The following is an 18,964-nucleotide window of genomic DNA, read 5'->3' as shown; positions in this document are numbered from 1 at the left end:
AAACAACAAAAATATCGTCTTGTTAAATTTTGCAAGCAAGACCATAAGGGGATTTTTTCAATGGACAAAAAGAGAATACTTGTAATGAGTGACATTCACGGTGCGTTAAAGCAACTTAATGCTCTTTTGGACAAGGTGTCATACGACCCTAATGTCGATCAGTTAATTCTATTAGGCGATTACGTTGATCGTGGGCCGGATTCATGTGGCGTATTAAACAAAGTAATGTCATTAAAAGATGAGGGTGCAATCGTTTTACGGGGCAATCATGATGACATGCTTGTGGCGGCTGTAGATGGAGAGCCAAGTGCATGGGACAGATGGATGAGAAACGGTGCAGAAAAAACCCTCTTAAGCTATGACGCTACAATGACGGACGAGCTAAGTCTGCCTAAGTCAGACGCATTTCAAGCACATGTTGAATTCATAAAAGGGCTTGACTACTATTATGAAACAGACAGTCATATTTTTGTTCATGCAGGGGTAGATCCAGAGCTCCCGATTGATGAGACGGATTCCCACGAGCTTGTCTGGATTCGTTCAAAATTTCACGATGGCTATCATGGTCAAAAAACAGTTGTATTTGGTCATACGCCTACGCCAAATTTACATGACGACAGTGAAAAATATGATGTTTATTTTGGTGAGAACAATATCATCGGTGTTGATGGTGGTGCAGTTTACGGTGGCCAGCTCAATTGTCTCGAGCTGTCAGGAAATAAGATGTATTCCGTAAAGTCAAATCAGAATGAAACGTCTACTGTAGGATAACGAAAGAAAGAGTGATACTAGATTTTTTATCCCTATACCTAAAATCGCCCAGGCTTTAAGTTAGAACTGCCCCCAATTGTTAGACACAATCTAATCAATAGGGGGCAGTTTTTTAGTCTAGAGCTTTCAAATTCAATTACTTAAACCATTGTACCATAGAGTCGCCGCTTGAATGTCTTCCTGAGTCAGTTGGTGTCCATGATAAGACCAGTGAATGTCAACTTGAGCACCAGCCTGTCTTAGCAGTTGAGCAAGTTCATCTGTTTCTTCTGGCGGACAGAGGGGGTCGTTCTTTCCTGCGCCAATAAAAACAGAGATTCCCGTTAAATCAGGCAGCTGAACATCTCTTAATGGTACCATTGGACGAAATAGGATGGCACCATGTAAAGCATTGGGTTTCAAAAAGAGCAGACTTGCGGCGATATTCGCGCCGTTAGAATAACCGAGGGCAATAACATGTTCTCGATCGAACTGATGCTCACTTGCTTTGTGATTTATAAAATCATACAATTCCTCTGTGTGTTGCTTGAGGTCGGCTTCATCAAATACACCTTCTGCCAGCCGCTTAAAAAAGCGTGGCATCCCATTTTCTAGAACATTGCCGCGCACACCTAGTACAGCTGCGTCTGGATCGATTTTCTCGGAGATGGGAAGAAGATCTGTTTCTGTACCACCTGTTCCATGTAAAAGGAGCATTGTTGATTTATTTGAATCAGTACCTTTGTAATAAATGTATTTCATGTTTTTAGGACCTCCTATAATTGAATGTGTCTTAACGTAAAAACAAGATTGTTGACGTTCTATCGGTTTAGTTATAAACTAATACTAACATAAAGCTTAAAGAGGTGGCAAGATGGTAGATCAACACATTAACAGACTGTCAACACGAGAAAAACGACTTGGCCTCATGCTATGGTTTCGTCTGTCACGATTTTACAATCGCAGTATCCGACAGACGAACGACTTTTTGAAGGATGTTCAGCTGAGTGCTGCCCAATTCGATGTACTCGCTCAGGTTGGTGTTCATAAAGAAATCACACAACAAGAATTGTCACACAAATTATTCGTGACAAAAGGTAATATTACGCAGTTATTGGTCAAAATGGAGAAGGCAGGATTGATTCAAAGGAAGAAAGAGTGGCGTACGAATTATGTCTCACTAACCAAACAGGGGAAGGTACTTTACGATGAGGTCGTTCCACGCCAAGAAATGTTTCAGGCGGAACAATTTTCTGGACTATCAGAAGCAGAACAGGTTCAGCTTCTTAATCTATTAAAGAAATTACAAAAAACACCAGAAGGGAATGGGTGATGAGGATGGAACTAAAGGGAATTCATCACGTGTCAGCATTAACAGGTGATGCACGAAAAAATTATGATTTCTATACGAATGTTCTTGGCATGCGGCTCATTAAGAAGACGGTCAATCAGGATGATATATCTGTTTATCATCTCTTTTATGGCGATGAGGTTGGTCATCCGGGAACTGAACTCACGTTTTTCGAAATTCCGATGAGTGCACCTAATTATGACGGAAACAACAGCATATCGAATATCGCTTTGCGCGTAGCAGATGATGGTGTTTTAGAATATTGGACACAACGTTTGGATCATTTTGGGATTAAGCATGAAAGAATTAAGAAAATAGCTGGCCATAAAACATTGGCATTCCGTGACCCAGAAGGACAGCGACTTTCACTTGTGTCGGATGAATATAATTTAGGTGTAGAAGGTGGGATGCCATGGGATAAGAGTGTCGTCCCTGTTAATCAAGGGATACTCGGACTTGGACCAATTAAATTGACGGTACCAAACAGTAAACCAACTTCCGACATCTTAGAAAATCTTCTCGGATTTAGAAAAGTGAATAATGATCAAGCTGAAAAACAGGGGATTACGATATATGAAACCGGGAAAGGTGGACATGGTGCGCAGGTTCATTTAGAAGAACGGACAGATTTATCGAGTGAACGTCTAGGCAAAGGTGGCGTCCATCATGTTGCTTTTCGTGCTGCAGACGAACTGGAGTTAAAGCAATGGATTACAAAGCTTCAGGACGCAAGAATTCCGAACTCTGGCTTTGTCGATCGCTTCTACTTCCGCTCACTCTATTTTAGAGAACCGAATGGCATTTTGTTTGAAATTGCCACGGATGGTCCTGGCTTTGCGACAGATGAGCACATCGAACATCTTGGTGAAAGTTTGGCTTTACCGCCTTTTCTAGAAACTAAGCGTGAACAAATTGAACAAAAGCTAAAACCACTTCATACGAAACGCAGTTAATGTAAAGTGCTAGATAATTGTTGGACTAAGCACGCTGAACATCTTTACACATACATTGTATAAAAGCTTCAACATGGAGGTTTAGCGTGATGTATGGTTCATTTTACGATGGTTATATGCCGGATCAGGACTCACATCATTGGTTGCCACATAGGTATTTAATGCCTGAATTGTATCAACCACATTTCTCTAATCCGCTTCATCGAACGCCCTATCCCGAGGTTGATGCCAGTTTGTTTCATGAATCAGCTGTTGCCTTTAAAGGCCTCATGTCTGATGCATCTAAACTGATGAATGCATTGGCAACGAATGACACGTTGGCATATAACATAATGGATGCTGCACAAAGAAGTGATATGGAAACTGTAAAGACATTAATTCAATCAACAGGCGTTAAAAAGGACGTGGAAGTAGATTTTAATCCTGATGGTATAAATATGGAAATGGTCTCTACCATTTCCGGAGTCAACTGCTGTAAACTCAATATGGTGTTGAGATGGCGTTGATGGAAATGTTCTTATGAAACAGGCACCCTTAATGAAAAGTAGGGTGCCTTTGCCTTTTGACTTAATTTGCTGCCATACGTTCAAGCAGTCCATTCGGAGGAATGAGCGATTCTAGTTTATAAATTGGAATTGGAAACGTCGGTGCTCCGACATACCGTGGTGAAATCGTAATCGGTTGAAAAAAGATCACGAGTGCTTGATCAACGATGTAAAATTCCTGATCAGGCCCAATTCCGGTAAAAGGTTCAATGACTGGAATTTGGCGCTCGATAATTTGTTCTTGAACGAGCTCCGACAGCTGGCTGATATAATCGGTTCCAGGCTTAAACAATTCTTTTAACTCATAGTGTTTGCCTGTTTCCAAGTCAAAGGTGAGTGGCATTAAAATGGTAAGCCCATTTGCGTAATAAGGTGCAATGGCATAATTCGTAAGCACGAGGCTGAGCACATTACGTTCATTTGCTTTTACTTCAAACGTGCCAATCATCTCAGCAAACATTTGCACATTTTGTCTCGAATACTGCTCTTGAATCAGGTTAATCGTTTCCTGATAAATGCGTTGATTAACCGTGTCTTCAATCATTTTATTTGTCAATCCACTCACTTGAGGAAAGTAGATCGTCATGCCTTGTTGTGAAAACACTCTTGTCTTGATAACAGCCGGTAGAGGTGGTGTGGTCATATGATCCCTCACTTTAAACGATAGTCCTATTATCGTATGCAAAAATGAGGAATATGTCCTTGACGTTAATTCTCTGTATTATAATTGACGAGACAAGGTGTTCCTTTGCATAATGTTCTTTCGAGCAAAAACGATTAATAAGATAGCTACAATTCCTTCAGCAGCTGGAAGTGATAACCAAATACCATTGATCCCAAATAGAAATGGTAACACAAGTAACATAATAATCAGCAACAGGAATCCGCGAGAGAGAGTAATCCAATTCGCCGGTGTAGTTGAGCCGATCGACTGATAATACGTCATATAAATAAAGTTAATGCCCATAAACAGATAGCCAACGAAAAACAATTTGATCCCTGTCGTGGCTAAATTTGCGATGTCTTCGTTTGCGACACCAAATATATCTACAAGCATATCTGCTCCTAAATAACCGATAGCGATGAATAATAATCCGAGGGCTAACGCTGTCGCCTCAGACAGTCTGATGGTCGTTTTGATTTTGTCTATTGCCTTTGCGCCGTAATAATAGCTGATCATCGGTTGAATCGTTGAGCCGATGCTGAGGAATGCGAGAAACATAAAGACGTGTAAATAGTTAATGACAGAAAAGGCTGCCAGTCCATTTGTCCCTACATGGTAAGCAAGCGCCACATTGTACCCCATTACAAAAACCCCCATACCAGCCTCAGATAGAAAGCCTGGAAAGCCAATTTTAAGGATGGACGTCATGCTTTGCTGATCCCATGTCAATCGTACCAGCTTTAAACCAGAATCCTTTTTGAAAAAATGAATCGTATAAATGAGTAAACCGATCCCTGTCGCAATTGTCGTTGCCAACGCCGCACCAGTCACTTCAAGGTGGAGGATGAAAATCATCCAATAATTAAGACCAATATTAATAACCGCTGTCGCTACTAAGCCGATCATCGCCAATTTTGGAGCGCCATCATTTCGGATGAAGATGCTAACGACAACCTCAAGGGCAAATATAAGCCCGGAGAAAAGGAGTACTGTCATATAATCGAGTACATATGGAAGTGTCTCAGCATTCGCACCGAAGAGTAAGGCTAAGCGCTCGATATTTAAAATGGATATCCCTGTCGTTGTAATGGTAATTAAGAAAACGAGTAGTATCGATAATGTGAAAATATGCTTGGCGCGTTGTTCGTTTCCCTCTCCCATTGCCATAGAATAAAGCGTGCCACCGCCTAGACCAATCAATAAAGCAATGCTAATAATGATTGAAAAAACAGGCACAGCAATGTTAACACTGGCGAGTGCCGTTGATCCGATGCCATTACCTACAAAGATGCCGTCAATGACGATGTTCACTGACATGAGCATCATGCCGATTAACGTGGGAATAAAATATTGAAAAAAGCTTTTTGCAGCTGATTGTGTTCCTAACTTCTCATTGACGTTTGCCATTTTAATTCTCTCCAATAGATTAAAAGTATGTTTCTAAATTATAACAGGTTTGAAAGGGTTACGTTGTAAAGTAGAAGACAATTTTAAACAGTGATGGCCGTCCGGCGATTCGTTTGCTTGCTCACGGACATATGAATGTTTTATGATGGTGTTGGAATTAAAATTTTTAAAAAATAGTATAGAAAGTGTGTTCATATATGAAAACGTTAGTGATTATATCACACCCAGATATTCTTGAATCAGGTAGCCAGCAGTTTTTACTGAACGCTGTTCCAAAAGAAGGCGTCACTGTGCACCATCTAGAAACGGCTTATCCAGACGGCAAGATTAATGTGGAAAAGGAGCATCAGCTTTTAGAGACGCATGATCGCATCATATTTCAATTTCCTTTTTATTGGTACTCGTCACCGGCATTTTTAAAGCAGTGGCAGGATGAGGTGCTCGTTGAAGGGTTTGCACATGGTAAAGCAGGCGGTCGACTCGTCGGCAAAGAGTTCGGGCTTATTTTTATGCTCGGTGTCCATGAACGTGAATATCAGGCAGGGGGAAGGGAACTGTTTACCATCAGTGAATTAACACGTCCTTTCCAAGCTGTCGCACATAAGACGGGGATGATCTATCTTCGTCCACTTACCGTATATCAATTCGCTTATATGAATGATGAGGAAAAGATGGACTTGTACATACAGTATCAACAGAAATTGACCAATAAAAATGATAGTAGCTTGGCAGCTCGAGAAGACTGGATGGTCGAGCAAATTAATAAACTTGATACAAAAGATCTTGAGCCAGAAGCAGCAGATATTTTAAAGCATGCGGCTGAATTAATGACGACTAACCGGACAACGATTGATGAACTCCAAGTCGTCATGGATCAGATGTGGTAAGTGAATGTTTAACTTTCCGTCTTATTAAGAGATGTTAGAAAGCAGTTTTAGGTATTATAAAAAAGGCAGGCGTTAATAAATGGAAAAGAATGAATGGATACTTGGCGAGCTCGATCGTTTGTTTATCGAACAAAAAGATTTTCGTCACCTAGCGTTAATCAAGGCAGCTCGCGATATTATAAAAGAACAAGACAAACGCATCTGGCAAATGGAAGGCGAGCTTGACGGCACACTGTGGAGCCCTAAGAGATGGGATGAGTAGAAAGTGTGGCTTTACGGGAAAATGGAATGTAATGCAACAAGATCCCCCCTGTTATTTAATGAGGTGGTCTTGTTTGTTTTGGCACTGTTAAAGTTTAATGTAGGTAAATTGCTTATAAAATAGGCTTCCATTTTTAGGAAGCCTGTTAATTATATTGAATTAGCTATTTTAACTAATTCTGTTTTTAATTTCTCTTTATCCTCACTAAAATACAATAGTTCTAAATTATATTCCTTTTCTTCATTGAACCAATGTAATTTTGCGCCGTTCATTTCCTCGATATATTTAATTAAACCTAAAATATCGTCCGTTATTTGAATTTCCTTGTAATCATTCATATCAGAATACCTGCTATAATATCTATCGAAATTTGCCACTGTATAATTCACATTTGGAATTGCTGGCTGAGTGATAGAACCTTCTTGCCATTTAGCATCTTCCTCTACTGAGGGATAGCTGATTGATACTGAAATTCTTTCCTTACTTTTTTCCCAACCAGTTATAACCACTTTTGTTTCTTCGTTATCAAATGGAAAATATGAAGGATATTCCATTTCAAAAGGTATTGCTTTTTCCGCAATTTCCTTTTCTACTTGTACATAAATTGTATTTATATCTTCTTGTTCCACTTTTAAGTTTTCAGTATCCAATTTCGTTTCATTAGATGTACAAGCACTCAAAAAGAAGAAAATGAATAGAGCCAAAGCACATTTTTTATACAAGTTTACACCCCTCTATACCATAAAATTGTTACTTTGTTAAATTCACCTCTATGTGGCGAATCTTGATAACCTAAGTGTATCATAGGTTGCTGTATTTGGTATAAATTTCCTTTTGTAATCAGCTCATTCATTTGTGACTTCGTTTTTTTGATGTTGAATAGTTTTTAATACTTGAAACCAAGCAAGGTCATTGATTAAGTATTTGGTTGCAACTCCGTTAAATTGTTGTATCCATCCTTTAAGTCTTTGATGTCGAAATTAAATTATCAACAACTAACTTTAACAGAGCCTTTATTTAAGAAAAAACGCAAAGTATTGATGAAACATATATGTTCATATATTATGAAAATTATAATGGTACCATATTCAACTATGAACTAATACGAAGTCCCACACTGACATTAAAGTCGATAAAAAATAATAATGAGAGGGCGTAAAGGACTCATGAAATTTCCAGACTTTTCAGCGGTACAAGTTAGAGTTGCACGGCCAACCGATCAATTAAATGAGGTCGTTAAATTTTATGAACAAGGTTTTGGATTAAAAAGGTTAGCGGAATTTTCAGGACATGATGGATATGATGGTGTTATTCTAGGCATACCTGATGTTCAGTACCATCTTGAATTTACCCAACACATAGAAGGAAGTCCTTGTCCAGCGCCTACAACTGACAACCTTTTAGTATTTTATATGCCAGACGGAAATAAAGTAGACAAAATTGCGGATCGATTAAGACGAATGGGGTATGGAGAAGTAGAACCAGAAAATGGTTACTGGAAGGAAAAGGGAAAGACAATAGAAGATCCTGATGGTTGGAGAATTGTATTAATGAATACGGAGGGGATTTAGATTGGAATATGATTTTTTTGATAGGTGCTTGATTAGCAGGAGGCTTAGCAGCATTGGGCTATTTTATTGGTGATGGCCTAAAGAACTTTCGAAGCCTAAACCATTCACCTCTCTAATTATGATAGAATAAAAGAATGTGCACAAAAGCATCTATTTAAGAATTAGAGGTGGAATGAGCGTTGAACAAGAAGGATATTGCCAATATTCGTAAGCAATTCAAAGTGAATAACGATCTCTTAAAAGTGAATGACATATTTAACGTATACATCATGAAGGAATCCAGTGAGATATACCATCAGCAAACCTCGTCCTTCGAATTGCTGGAGGATGAACAGAAAGAGCTGTTTATGAGCAATTTTAAAAAAGTGTTGACGGGTCAGTTGGATCAAAAGTTATTTGATTTAAAGTTTCAACGTGATGTCGAAAATAGCAGTCAATTAATCTTGCATCAAGGGCTCCTAAGTGATGATACAGAAGAATGGACAGGACATATGCTGCGTCTTGTTGAAAAAATGCTGCATGAAAAGCAGTATGAAATGGATATTGTTGTGACCTTTATCCGAGGTGAGTACATGAAGCCGATGAAGCGTCGCAATGAAGAAACAGAACAAAGCGAGCGAGATGCTGTTTATTCACATCCGTTTATATTATGTAGTATGAATCGAACGCAGGATCCGAAAAAAGAATTATTATTTGACTATATTGAAAAAGAATTCAAGTATAATTTTGTCGTTGATCCTGTTATTAATTTGAAAGCACCGATATCAGGATTTCTGTTTCCGACAATAAGGGACCATGCAGCAGATGTCAATCATGTTCTTTATTCGGCAGGCAAAGCGAATGAACTGAATTATCATTTTATAGAGGATGTCTTAAATGCATCAGATATTATGACGGCTGAAGAGGACAAGTTTGTATTTGAGGAAATTGTGAAGAATGTTGCCGGCGATCAAATGAATACGGCAACACTATCGAACGTGTACGATGAGATTCATCGAGTGATAGAAGAGCATGAAGAGGATGAAACAGATGATGTATCTAAGCTCGATTACAGGGATGTCGAACAGGTCTTAAAACATAGTGGCATAGAAGATGTTGACACAGAAAAGGTTGAAAAGGCTTTTAAGACAGTGATTGATGATGAAAATTATGAGTTAAAAGCAGAAAATATCGTACCGAAATATACGTCCAAGTCGATTAAAATACAGACGAAGGTAGCCGATATTAAGGTGAGTCCGCAAGACTTAAGATACGTCCGTCAGGTTCATTTAAATGGAAAGCTATGCTTGATGATCGAAGTGGAAGAAAACACGGTCATTGAAGGGTTTGAGATGATTCCAGAGGCTCTATTTGAAAAGGCGAAGAACGATGATGTATAACGCTTAAAACTGGCATAAATCGTAGAACACAGACAAACAAGCAGCTCACCCAATTTGGGAGAAGCTGCTTGTTTTTATGAAGCCATCTGTTAATCCTATTCTTTGCGGATTTTCATAATTTCATCGGCAACGAATTGGACTTGTGTGCCAACAATAACTTGGATACTTGTTTTACCGACAATATGGACGCCTGGGACGCCGGTTGCTTTTATCCGTTGTTCATCGACAGCATCCATATCCTTTACCTCAAGACGGAGGCGTGATACGCAGTTGTCAACAGATACGACGTTATCATCACCACCAAGGCCAGCATAAATTTCAGCAGCCATTGTGGAGAAATTATTTTGACCGTTTTGTTGCTGAGCGTCAGATTTTGAATCTTGTGTCTCATCATCATCGATATCATCGTCACGCCCTGGTGTTTTTAGGTTGAATTTGACGATGAGGAAGCGGAATAGGACATAATATATAACGGCAAATACGAGCCCTTGTAGGAGGAGCATATATGGCGCATTTGCGATAGGATTTGTAAAGCTGAGTGTATAGTCAACAAAGCCAGCGCTAAAGCCAAAGCCTGATGTCCATTGGAATGTAGCAGCGATAAACACTGACAACCCAGTTAAGAGTGCGTGAACAACATAAAGTGCTGGGGCAAGGAACATAAATGAGAATTCAAGTGGTTCGGTAACCCCAGTGAAGAATGAAGCAAAGGCAGCGGCCAACATAAGCGATGCGGCTTGCTTCTTACGCTTCGTTTGAGCAGTGTGGTACATAGCGAGTGCAGCGGCAGGCAAGCCGAACATCATAATTGGGAAAAATCCAGCCTGATAGCGTCCAGTGATTCCTTTTGTACCTTCTCCGGCAAGGAAGTTACCAATATCATTAATTCCAATTGTATCAAACCAAAATACGGAATTCAGTGCATGGTGTAAGCCAGTCGGAATTAATAGTCTGTTGAAAAAGCCGTATAGACCGGCGCCAGCTGCGCCTAAATCACTAATGAATGTACCAAATGAAACGAGTCCAGAATAAATGATTGGCCAGACGAAAAATAAGACACCTGCACCAACAACCATTGCAGCTCCAGACATAATTGGCGCGAGTCGTTTGCCGCTAAAGAAGGCGAGTGCGTCAGGGAGTTTTACTGTACTGAATCGATTGTACATCATTGCGGAAACAACACCGGTAATAATTCCGATAAAGACGTTTTCGCTTTTACTAAAGGCAGCATTCACACTTTCAGGATCAATGCCTTTTAATGCGGCTACTGTATCGATAGAAATTAAATTCGTTACGACGAGATAACCGACAAGTCCACTAAGCGCAGCCGCACCGTGCTTGTCTCGAGAAAGGCCAATTGCAACACCGACAGCGAATAACAAACCGAGCGCTCCGAGTATTGATGTTCCTGCATTTAATAAGAATGAGCCGACAACATTTCCCTCGGAAAAGCCAAGTATCCAGTTACCAAGTCCTGCGAGAATGGCAGCCGCAGGTAGAACAGCAACAGGTAGCATCAAGGCGCGGCCGAGCTTTTGTAACGATTTCATCAATTTGATCTCCTCCTTTTTTATGAACAAATGTAATGGATAACCGATGGTGTATGCGGTTTCAATGTGATATAAGGGCAATTATCATGAATCGGTTAACCTTGTCTCAAGCGTTCGATATGAAGCGTAATATAGCCAAGTTCTTCTTCTGGAAAATCAATCTCGTAAGCTGCGAAAATCTCATTTGCCATCGTTCGCGCACATTGATGCGATGTTTGATATTTGGATTGAATCATCTGTAGCATATCTTCATCCATGACATGATTGTGAAACTGCTTTGTACGGGTAAGCGCAAAATGCAGATGCATAATAAGTCGCTCATACGCAATGTCATCCTCGTGAACAGAAATGCCTAAGCACGTTTCAATGCGCTCTACCATTTCACTAACGATCGTCGTTTGTCTGACGGTTTGCCGGAGATCACCTCCTTTAAGCTTCATCATATGGATGTGAAGAGCAATGAATGCAGCTTCGTCAATGGGCATTTTAATCTGTGTTTGTTCTTCGATATGCTTGATTGCCCATTGGCCAATCGCGAATTCTTGCTTGTATAATATTTTAATTTCTTGAAGCAGCTTGTTTTTAACATGAATACCTTCTTTTAAACGTTCAATGGCGAAAGAGACGTGGTCAGTGAGCATAATGAGAATATGTTCGTTGATTCTCGTACCCAATTCTTTCTCTGCATGTCGGATAATATCCTCAGAAAGCATAAAATGCTTTTCAGGAATACGTTCTAACAGCTGTTGCAGCTTTTCGTGTTCTTTTAAAACGAATAGCTTTTCTACAGTTGATCTGACGACAATATCCTGTTTTTGTTTATTAAACCCAACCCCAGGCCCGAGTGCAATTTTCTCTTGATCGTTGTCCATAACGATGACAGCATTATTATTTAAGATCTTTCGAATTCTCAACATAAGCACACCCTTATTGATACACGTTAGTTTACTTGAAGTTGACAGACATGATGATCGTGTCTTGATTCTGGCTATTCGATTCATCTGCATGCGTAATGTCAGCGTTGATGTCTTTGCTGTTCGTAATAATGATTGGTGTTATGACATCGGCTGCATGCTTTTGAATATAATCTAGGTCAAAGTTGATAAGCAGATCGCCGGTTTTAACGTGATCACCTGTATGAACCAATACGTCAAAGCCTTCTCCATTCAATGCGACGGTTTCTAAGCCGATGTGGATTAAAATTTCAATCCCGTCGTCAGTTTTTATTCCGATGGCATGTTTCGTGGTCGGGATTTGAATTACCTCACCATTAACAGGTGCTCGCACTTGCCCATCAGAAGGGATGATCGCAATGCCGTCCCCCATCATTTTTTCACTAAAAACTGGATCGGGGACCTTTTCTAGTGGAACAATTTGACCATTCATTGGTGCATATATATTCGTGCTCTCTTTTTTGTTATGCTTGGAAAATAGATGTTTAAACATGGTGGTGCCTCCTTTATGACATGTATAATTGTGTTATTATGATCCAAATTTCGTTTTTAATGAGAGGGTATATTTTGTCCTATATTAATACCGTTATTAAAGATAAAAAAACATGGCAAATGCAAAAATACATACGAGATGAATTTTCGATTTACCATGCCTGATCGCGTCAGTCACATGACGACGTTTATTTAATTGTCTAACCACAATTTACCATATGAAAGTCCGGTTTGCAAGTTCCTTAGTTAGAAACATTATATGAGAACATTCATGTATAATGAAACAAATGAGGTGAGTATATGAAAAAAGGGACCATATATGGGAGGCTGTTTGCGCTTTCTATCGCCAGTAGCCTATTGAAAGTTGTGCATGATACATGCTTTTTTAAAACAAACCATCTAAAATTCACAACGAATAAGATGCCATATTCTTCTTCAATACGAATCGTGCAAATCAGTGATCTGCATAACCGGATGTTCGGCCATAATCATGAACGATTGCTTGAGGCAATTCATAAAAGCCATCCAGATGTTATCGTCCTCACGGGGGATTTGATCGATAGAAAAACGCGATTATTAAATCCAATTTATCGAATGATAAGGCAGTTAACAAACGCATATGAGCACGTTTATTTTGTGACGGGAAATCATGAATGGGAGCATTTTGCATATGAAACGTTTTTAAACGGGCTAAAAGAGCGGGGGGTAAGGGTTCTTGACGGTAAGTATGTTCAATTGACGAAAGATGGTGTCACAATAAATGTTGTCGGTGCGGGGTATGAGCTAGAGAGCATGGATGATGTTGGTCACCTTGATACCCCTAGTATGCATTCTATGTACACGATTGTATTAGCACATATGCCAGATGGACTTCGGATAGCAGATTGTCTAAAGGCTGATTTAATGTTATGTGGACATACACATGGTGGGCAAATTCGTTTTCCGTTAATTGGTGCAATGGTAGCACCTGGTCAAGGGTTGTTTCCAAAACAAGCGAAAGGTGTCTTTCCGCTTGAGCATGATCGTTTTATGTATATCGACAGTGGACTTGGCACAACTCATCTGCCCATTCGTTTTATGAATCAAAGTCAGTTCAGCGTCATTGATATTCATGGCGATCGTTTAGATTGATGTAAAAACCATTATATGCGTTTCTACGATCAATCTCATAAAAATTAGCGTGACTTTTATTTGTCCTTAATGGTATAATGAAACGGCGATGAGCTGATTCACATAAGACGCGGGACAAATGCTTTTGATGTGATGTGAACACATCGTCCTCCGCCGTGAATTTCAAAAAAAAGAGCATCCTAACCAATTTTTATTGGCGGATGCTCTTTTTGATGTGCATAAAGCCCCTGCTAAAAGAAAATAAATATAAAAATGCTAAATGGGCGCTTAATGCAGCACCATCACCACGCTCATGTTTTGATCATAATAAGAGAGCACGTCTCTAACACCATGAAGCAACATGAGAGCGTATGACATTTGTTAATAGGCTTATGGCAAGACATGTTTAGCCGCGTCTACCGCCTCGTCCACCACGTTTACCTTCTGTATTGCGCTTTAGTGATGACAAGTTCTCTTCGCTTGATTTTAAAAACTTAGCCATTTTATCTTCAAAGCTCTCTTTTGGCTTGAACTGTCCTTTTGGTCGATAATTACCGCCTTGTTTACTACGGCGCTCTGGGCGCGGCCGCTCAGGACGATCAACCGTTTTCTTTATAGAAAGCGCAATCTTACCTTCTTTTTCACTTAAAATCTTGACCTCAATTTGATCTCCAACTGTGAGATGATCATTGACATCCTTTACAAAACTATCCGCAACTTCACTAATATGCACGAGCCCTGTTTGGCCATCAGGCAATTCTACGAAAGCGCCGAAGTTTGTAATCCCAGTTACTTTACCTTGTACTTTGCTGCCGATTTCTATTGACAAAAAAGTTCCTCCTCAAAAATATTGACGACTTATTATAGCAAGTAAACGCGAAAAATACAATGCAATGGCATTATGAGTCATTATTTTTTGGGAAAATGTATATGCCTACCTTCATGATATTAAAATCCATCATTGACTTAATTGACATTAGGTGTTCATCTTCCGTTCATATTCATCAGCTAACCTTTGGGTATCAGAATATAAAAAGGTGATGAATGTGATGCTTAATTTAATTCGACAGTTTGTCAAACATACGAGCAGTAGGAGAGGGGTTAAAATTACACTCACTTTATGGGTGCTTGCTGTTGTCGCTTTGAGTGTTTTGGCCCCTTCCGCAAAAGAATATGAGCAAAATAGTGAAGAAGTGAGTGTTTCTGCTGACAGACCTTCAGAAATTGCTGAACACCTAAAAGAACAGGAATTTCCGAGTGATGATGGCTTAACGGCTTTGCTTGTATTTCATAAGGATGATGAATGGTCCACAGAGGATCGCTTGAAACTAGAACAACTTAGTGAATGGTTAGCTTCTAATAATCGACCAGAACACATAGCCAGTGCCCTTATGTTTCATCAATTTCCAGATCATGTACAGAATCAAATGTTTTCAGAAGACATGACAACACTATTATTTAATGTGACGTTAAAGCAGGACCTTAGTACAGAACAAGTCCACGTAACGTTAGGACACATCTCAGATAAAGTAAACGAATTGAATATTGATAACGTTGAATTTGATATTACAGGTCCAGCAGGAATTACGGCTGATACGAAGTCTTTATTTCAAAATGGTGATTTTGTTTTAATGATTGGTACGATTGTGCTCATATTTGTGCTCTTAATCGTTATATATCGGTCACCAATACTTGCGGTCACACCATTGATCATTGCAGGGCTTGTGTATGGTGTTGTTGATCGATTATTAGGTCTTGCTGGTAAATATGGATGGTTTGCCGTTGACGGTGCAGCGGTTTCAATTATGCTTGTATTATTATTTGCGGTTGTGACTGATTACAGCTTGTTTATATTTTCAAGGTATCGAGAAGCACTTCAAAAAAATGAGTCGAAATATACAGCGATGTCAGAGGCGATTTATCACGTATCTGAACCGATTTATTTTAGTGGTGGAACGATTCTTCTAGCAATGCTGACATTGTTTGCGACGGTTTTTGAACCGTATCGTGCGTTTGCACCTGTTTTTTCCATTGCGGTGATCGTCATTTTGGTTGCAGGTCTTACGTTGATACCAAGCGTATTTGCGCTGATGGGAAGGCGAGCGTTTTGGCCGTCAATTCCTAAGATTGAAAAGCATGATAAAGAGGGGCGTCATACATTTTGGGGAGCAGTTAGTAGAATTGTTAAAAAGCGCCCCGTATTCATAGCGACTGGTTTAATTATATTGATGGGTATTGGTGTGTTCAATGTCACGAAGATTGATTTTTCCTTTAATCTATTAAAATCATTTCCAGAAGAGATGTCATCACGACAAGGGTTTGAACGACTTGAAGCGCATTATCCAGCAGGACAGTTAGCGCCTGTTGATGTGCTTATACAATCTGAGGAAGATCTCAGGGAAGATCCTTCCTATTTAAAAAATGTCGCTTCTTTAATTGGTAACTTAGAAGCACGTCGTGCGGTTAGCTCCGTTTCTCCCCAGTTATCTGAAGATGTCATAAATGGTAGTACGGATGTTCCACAGGCATTTTTGTCGGATGATGGACATGTGATAAAGCTTCGATTAACGCTGAATTCAAATCCTTATGAAGCAAAGGCTTTGGACTTTGTGAAAAAGATGCGTGATACAGAAGGGGATATTTTAACAGCGAGTGGCTTTTCGACTGAGCATGTTCAGCTTCACTTTGGTGGTCAAACGGCACAGCAGCTTGATGTACGAGAGTTGAATGAGCGAGATATGATCGTCTTATTTGTACTCGTTATCGTTCTGATTACACTTGTGCTCGGATTTCAGACACGTTCTATTTTACTCCCTACATTAATGGTAGGAACAATTCTTCTATCATATGGGGCGACACTTGGTTTTAGTTGGTGGATAATAGAACACTTTATGGGCTACGATTCAATCAGCTATCGGATTCCAGTTTATACATTTGTGTTTATGGTAGCACTTGGCGTTGATTACAACATCATGCTCGTTTCTCGAATTAGAGAATATGCCCATACATTGTCTTGGAAAGATGCTGTTAGTGAAGGTGTCAAGAAGACGGGCGGTGTCATTTCATCAGCAGGTCTGATACTAGCTGCAACATTCGCTGTTTTAATGACACAACCTTTGCAGGAATTGTTTTTGTTCGGGTTTATGATGGCATTTGGAATATTGCTTGATACATTTATTATTCGTGGTTTCCTCATGCCATCACTACTGCTCATTACCCATAGAAGCAGTAAATAAACGAATACAAACGAGGTTGGGACAAAAAGGTTTGATCAAATGAAAATTGAACAATACGACCGCTCCGGAAATATACTTCTCTACCGACAACCAGGACGGTTTAGTGTCGATGTTGGTGCAGGACGCACCGTATTTAATCGACCGACAAACACGATGTTTTAGTGGCGACGTTGATCATGAAGGCGTGGCGATTGTCGTCGCGGTTTTGGCCTTCCTACCGCAGGAGTCTACGTATATTTCCGGAGCTAATGTTAAACGATGATTCGTCTTGCGTTAAATTTTAGTATTGTCCCAACCCCGTTCTTGTTATCGCTGAAGTGTGACGGCGCGTTTTCCTAAAGAGGCCCAATTTTGAATGAATAGATCGCGATCATAATGCTCACATTTACCAGTGTCTGGATCATGGACGATCACGTCATCGTTGCTATAACCTACAATGACGACAGCGTGCTCATTGTTGTACCAATCAATTGTTTGACCATGAGGATCTTCCCAGGATTGAGCGTAATATGTCTCACGTTGTTTTAAAGTCGTCCAGACCAGGATTGGAGTGCCGCCTTGAACAATGGTAAGCAGGTCTTGAAATTCTTTTCCTGTTAGATTGATAGCCTTTCCTGGGTAATATATATTGATGACCTGAAGAATGGGTTGTTCAAATACACCAAAGCTCCCATCATCCTCATATGGATTTCCAACGAATGCTTCATTTGGATTTGCACCGTACCATTTGCCGTTCTGTAGATGGACACGATCGCCTTTTTTGAGTTGATCCACAACCTCAAATTTATCGACATCAACGCCTGCCCACCGAAGGAGCATTGACAGTGCTGTTGCTTCACAGCCTGTTGGCAGTTCAGGATATTGATAATCGAGTGGCACATTTGGAATAAGCGTCTCTTCATTTTGTGTCAAGTAAATCCCTCCTTATATTTTCCAATCTAATCTTTAATATTTGCATTGCATCGTCACATATTTAAGGGACAACGTTTATTCAGTATGTGAGTGGGATACATTATTAATAAAATAATGTTAAAGAGGCGGTGCTGATGATGCTAAGATTAAATGATACAAGTCACTCTATGTATGGTATGACACATCGAAGCTTTGACCGTGATACCTATATGAATCAATTATCCAATCAGAGTTGTGAACCATACATCAAAGTAGATGTTTATAAAATGGACGACCACGTTATAATAGAGTGCTTTGTTCCGTATGACATTCAAGAGAAGCATATTGCCTATAGTATTAATGATAAACAACTTCATTTAGCTATACCAGTTAGACGGATCGAATCACATGATGATCACCTAGATAAGACGAAAGGAAGCTTTCTTTTAAATCAACAAATTAAGCTTCCGTGTTTAGTGGAAGAGGAAGAAAGTATGCTCCTTTTTCAAAATGCGCACCTCAAAATGAAACTTCCAAAACGGAAACCGATATACAGACCAGCGTTTCTTTTTCTAATCCAAAATTGGTTTAAATTGTAATAAAATATGTGTTGACTTTTCGTCTAAATCATTTTATAACTCGATAGCTATCGCTTAGAAATAGTTTTGCGAAGGGAAAATGTGACATTTTTCCTTTTTTAGCACGCAATTGGACATTTTATCCTGTTTTATGAGAAAAGTAGGTTATAATTAAATAGAATACGAGTTTAGTATACCAGTCAGTTATGCTTAGGTTTGCAGGTGCCACAATTAGGTATATCAGTAGAAAAACGTTCTATCTATGGCTATATAATAGAATCCATCATGCGGTTGTGAACGCTTACGCTGTTAGTGGCATTTACACAAAGATGATAATGAAACATTAGTTAAAAAAGTAAAAAAATGATTAATTAACCGTTTTATT

21 protein-coding genes and 1 pseudogene are annotated in these 18,964 nt (G+C 39.5%); 12 read left to right on the top strand and 10 right to left on the bottom strand.

Annotated features, from left to right (window positions below):
* Positions 1–60 precede the first annotated feature (60 nt).
* Positions 61–771, top strand: a complete 711-nt coding sequence (locus tag HPC67_RS02385) for a metallophosphoesterase family protein (protein ID WP_217585830.1) — start codon at positions 61–63, stop codon at positions 769–771.
* A gap of 132 nt (positions 772–903) precedes the next feature.
* Here the strand turns inward: HPC67_RS02385 and HPC67_RS02380 are convergent, their stop codons facing one another.
* Complete coding sequence (locus tag HPC67_RS02380; protein ID WP_217585829.1) at positions 904–1,512, bottom strand: alpha/beta hydrolase; 609 nt, start codon at positions 1,510–1,512, stop codon at positions 904–906.
* Between the two features lie 112 nt (positions 1,513–1,624).
* On the opposite strand from HPC67_RS02380, the gene HPC67_RS02375 reads away from it, so the two are divergent.
* From HPC67_RS02375 to HPC67_RS02365, 3 genes are all read left to right on the top strand, one after another.
* Positions 1,625–2,083, top strand: a complete 459-nt coding sequence (locus tag HPC67_RS02375) for a MarR family winged helix-turn-helix transcriptional regulator (protein ID WP_217585828.1) — start codon at positions 1,625–1,627, stop codon at positions 2,081–2,083.
* Between the two features lie 5 nt (positions 2,084–2,088).
* Entirely contained in the window at positions 2,089–3,054 is a 966-nt protein-coding gene (locus HPC67_RS02370) for a ring-cleaving dioxygenase (RefSeq protein ID WP_217586237.1), read from the top strand.
* A gap of 89 nt (positions 3,055–3,143) precedes the next feature.
* Entirely contained in the window at positions 3,144–3,560 is a 417-nt protein-coding gene (locus tag HPC67_RS02365; protein WP_217585827.1) for a YuzC family spore coat inner layer protein, read from the top strand.
* A gap of 61 nt (positions 3,561–3,621) precedes the next feature.
* Here HPC67_RS02365 and HPC67_RS02360 read toward each other — a convergent pair whose 3' ends face one another.
* Complete coding sequence (locus HPC67_RS02360; protein ID WP_217585826.1) at positions 3,622–4,242, bottom strand: DUF3298 and DUF4163 domain-containing protein; 621 nt, start codon at positions 4,240–4,242, stop codon at positions 3,622–3,624.
* Between the two features lie 78 nt (positions 4,243–4,320).
* Positions 4,321–5,670, bottom strand: a complete 1,350-nt coding sequence (locus HPC67_RS02355) for an MATE family efflux transporter (RefSeq protein WP_217585825.1) — start codon at positions 5,668–5,670, stop codon at positions 4,321–4,323.
* 197 nt (positions 5,671–5,867) lie between these two features.
* On the opposite strand from HPC67_RS02355, the gene HPC67_RS02350 reads away from it, so the two are divergent.
* Together HPC67_RS02350 and HPC67_RS02345 are read left to right on the top strand one after the other, a co-directional pair.
* Positions 5,868–6,557 carry an NAD(P)H-dependent oxidoreductase gene (locus tag HPC67_RS02350; protein WP_217585824.1) on the top strand — a complete coding sequence of 230 codons (690 nt, stop codon included), beginning with the start codon at positions 5,868–5,870 and terminating at the stop codon, positions 6,555–6,557.
* A 79-nt stretch (positions 6,558–6,636) separates the two neighbouring features.
* Positions 6,637–6,819, top strand: a complete 183-nt coding sequence (locus HPC67_RS02345; protein ID WP_217585823.1) for a hypothetical protein — start codon at positions 6,637–6,639, stop codon at positions 6,817–6,819.
* Positions 6,820–6,968: 149 nt separating this feature from the next.
* Here HPC67_RS02345 and HPC67_RS02340 read toward each other — a convergent pair whose 3' ends face one another.
* Positions 6,969–7,541, bottom strand: a complete 573-nt coding sequence (locus tag HPC67_RS02340; RefSeq protein ID WP_217585822.1) for a hypothetical protein — start codon at positions 7,539–7,541, stop codon at positions 6,969–6,971.
* A 48-nt stretch (positions 7,542–7,589) separates the two neighbouring features.
* Positions 7,590–7,793, bottom strand: a pseudogene (locus HPC67_RS15710) (IS1595 family transposase); the annotation flags it as partial.
* Between the two features lie 192 nt (positions 7,794–7,985).
* Between HPC67_RS15710 and HPC67_RS02335 the strand changes: the two are divergent.
* Positions 7,986–8,390 carry a VOC family protein gene (locus HPC67_RS02335; RefSeq protein WP_217585821.1) on the top strand — a complete coding sequence of 135 codons (405 nt, stop codon included), beginning with the start codon at positions 7,986–7,988 and terminating at the stop codon, positions 8,388–8,390.
* A 179-nt stretch (positions 8,391–8,569) separates the two neighbouring features.
* Positions 8,570–9,769 (top strand): DUF4317 domain-containing protein, encoded by a 1,200-nt coding sequence (locus tag HPC67_RS02330; protein ID WP_217585820.1) that lies wholly within the window; start codon positions 8,570–8,572, stop codon positions 9,767–9,769.
* A 95-nt stretch (positions 9,770–9,864) separates the two neighbouring features.
* Here HPC67_RS02330 and nagE read toward each other — a convergent pair whose 3' ends face one another.
* The 3 genes from nagE to HPC67_RS02315 form a co-directional block, all read right to left on the bottom strand.
* Positions 9,865–11,322 (bottom strand): N-acetylglucosamine-specific PTS transporter subunit IIBC, encoded by a 1,458-nt coding sequence (nagE, locus tag HPC67_RS02325; RefSeq protein ID WP_217585819.1) that lies wholly within the window; start codon positions 11,320–11,322, stop codon positions 9,865–9,867.
* A gap of 92 nt (positions 11,323–11,414) precedes the next feature.
* On the bottom strand, positions 11,415–12,236 hold the full coding sequence (locus tag HPC67_RS02320; protein ID WP_217585818.1) for a PRD domain-containing protein: 822 nt from the start codon (positions 12,234–12,236) through the stop codon (positions 11,415–11,417).
* Between the two features lie 28 nt (positions 12,237–12,264).
* The gene (locus tag HPC67_RS02315) at positions 12,265–12,765 is read right to left on the bottom strand and encodes a PTS sugar transporter subunit IIA (protein WP_217585817.1); all 501 of its coding nucleotides are present in this window, start codon (positions 12,763–12,765) and stop codon (positions 12,265–12,267) included.
* Positions 12,766–13,064: 299 nt separating this feature from the next.
* On the opposite strand from HPC67_RS02315, the gene HPC67_RS02310 reads away from it, so the two are divergent.
* Entirely contained in the window at positions 13,065–13,895 is an 831-nt protein-coding gene (locus HPC67_RS02310; protein ID WP_217585816.1) for a metallophosphoesterase, read from the top strand.
* Between the two features lie 385 nt (positions 13,896–14,280).
* Here HPC67_RS02310 and HPC67_RS02305 read toward each other — a convergent pair whose 3' ends face one another.
* Entirely contained in the window at positions 14,281–14,703 is a 423-nt protein-coding gene (locus HPC67_RS02305) for a S1 domain-containing RNA-binding protein (protein WP_217585815.1), read from the bottom strand.
* A 220-nt stretch (positions 14,704–14,923) separates the two neighbouring features.
* Between HPC67_RS02305 and HPC67_RS02300 the strand changes: the two genes are divergently transcribed.
* Both HPC67_RS02300 and HPC67_RS15835 read left to right on the top strand, forming a co-directional pair.
* Positions 14,924–17,110 (top strand): MMPL family transporter, encoded by a 2,187-nt coding sequence (locus tag HPC67_RS02300; protein WP_217585814.1) that lies wholly within the window; start codon positions 14,924–14,926, stop codon positions 17,108–17,110.
* 39 nt (positions 17,111–17,149) lie between these two features.
* A complete protein-coding gene (locus HPC67_RS15835) occupies positions 17,150–17,272 on the top strand; it encodes a hypothetical protein (RefSeq protein WP_281417488.1) in 123 nt (40 codons plus the stop codon).
* A 144-nt stretch (positions 17,273–17,416) separates the two neighbouring features.
* On the opposite strand, the gene HPC67_RS02295 is transcribed toward HPC67_RS15835, so the two are convergent.
* The gene (locus HPC67_RS02295) at positions 17,417–18,022 is read right to left on the bottom strand and encodes a C39 family peptidase (protein ID WP_217585813.1); all 606 of its coding nucleotides are present in this window, start codon (positions 18,020–18,022) and stop codon (positions 17,417–17,419) included.
* 134 nt (positions 18,023–18,156) lie between these two features.
* On the opposite strand from HPC67_RS02295, the gene HPC67_RS02290 reads away from it, so the two are divergent.
* On the top strand, positions 18,157–18,600 hold the full coding sequence (locus HPC67_RS02290; RefSeq protein WP_217585812.1) for a hypothetical protein: 444 nt from the start codon (positions 18,157–18,159) through the stop codon (positions 18,598–18,600).
* Positions 18,601–18,964: the final 364 nt, after the last annotated feature.

The sequence above is a fragment of the Lentibacillus saliphilus genome (genome assembly GCF_019093865.1).
Classification (GTDB): Bacteria; Bacillota; Bacilli; order Bacillales; family Amphibacillaceae; genus Lentibacillus_B; species Lentibacillus_B saliphilus.
Note: the sequence above shows the minus strand (reverse complement) of the source record. Positions and strands in the feature narration are given on the sequence as shown.

Coding starts and splice junctions, on each gene's coding strand:
- HPC67_RS02315 (WP_217585817.1), bottom strand. CDS start 12,765: ATGTTTAAACATCTATTTTCCAAGCATAACAAAAAAGAGAGCACGAAT.
- HPC67_RS02335 (WP_217585821.1), top strand. CDS start 7,986: ATGAAATTTCCAGACTTTTCAGCGGTACAAGTTAGAGTTGCACGGCCA.
- HPC67_RS02345 (WP_217585823.1), top strand. CDS start 6,637: ATGGAAAAGAATGAATGGATACTTGGCGAGCTCGATCGTTTGTTTATC.
- HPC67_RS02310 (WP_217585816.1), top strand. CDS start 13,065: ATGAAAAAAGGGACCATATATGGGAGGCTGTTTGCGCTTTCTATCGCC.
- HPC67_RS02385 (WP_217585830.1), top strand. CDS start 61: ATGGACAAAAAGAGAATACTTGTAATGAGTGACATTCACGGTGCGTTA.
- HPC67_RS02355 (WP_217585825.1), bottom strand. CDS start 5,670: ATGGCAAACGTCAATGAGAAGTTAGGAACACAATCAGCTGCAAAAAGC.
- HPC67_RS02350 (WP_217585824.1), top strand. CDS start 5,868: ATGAAAACGTTAGTGATTATATCACACCCAGATATTCTTGAATCAGGT.
- HPC67_RS02290 (WP_217585812.1), top strand. CDS start 18,157: ATGATGCTAAGATTAAATGATACAAGTCACTCTATGTATGGTATGACA.
- HPC67_RS02380 (WP_217585829.1), bottom strand. CDS start 1,512: ATGAAATACATTTATTACAAAGGTACTGATTCAAATAAATCAACAATG.
- HPC67_RS15835 (WP_281417488.1), top strand. CDS start 17,150: ATGAAAATTGAACAATACGACCGCTCCGGAAATATACTTCTCTACCGA.
- HPC67_RS02370 (WP_217586237.1), top strand. CDS start 2,089: ATGGAACTAAAGGGAATTCATCACGTGTCAGCATTAACAGGTGATGCA.
- HPC67_RS02365 (WP_217585827.1), top strand. CDS start 3,144: ATGTATGGTTCATTTTACGATGGTTATATGCCGGATCAGGACTCACAT.
- HPC67_RS02375 (WP_217585828.1), top strand. CDS start 1,625: ATGGTAGATCAACACATTAACAGACTGTCAACACGAGAAAAACGACTT.
- HPC67_RS02360 (WP_217585826.1), bottom strand. CDS start 4,242: ATGACCACACCACCTCTACCGGCTGTTATCAAGACAAGAGTGTTTTCA.
- HPC67_RS02300 (WP_217585814.1), top strand. CDS start 14,924: ATGCTTAATTTAATTCGACAGTTTGTCAAACATACGAGCAGTAGGAGA.
- HPC67_RS02320 (WP_217585818.1), bottom strand. CDS start 12,236: ATGTTGAGAATTCGAAAGATCTTAAATAATAATGCTGTCATCGTTATG.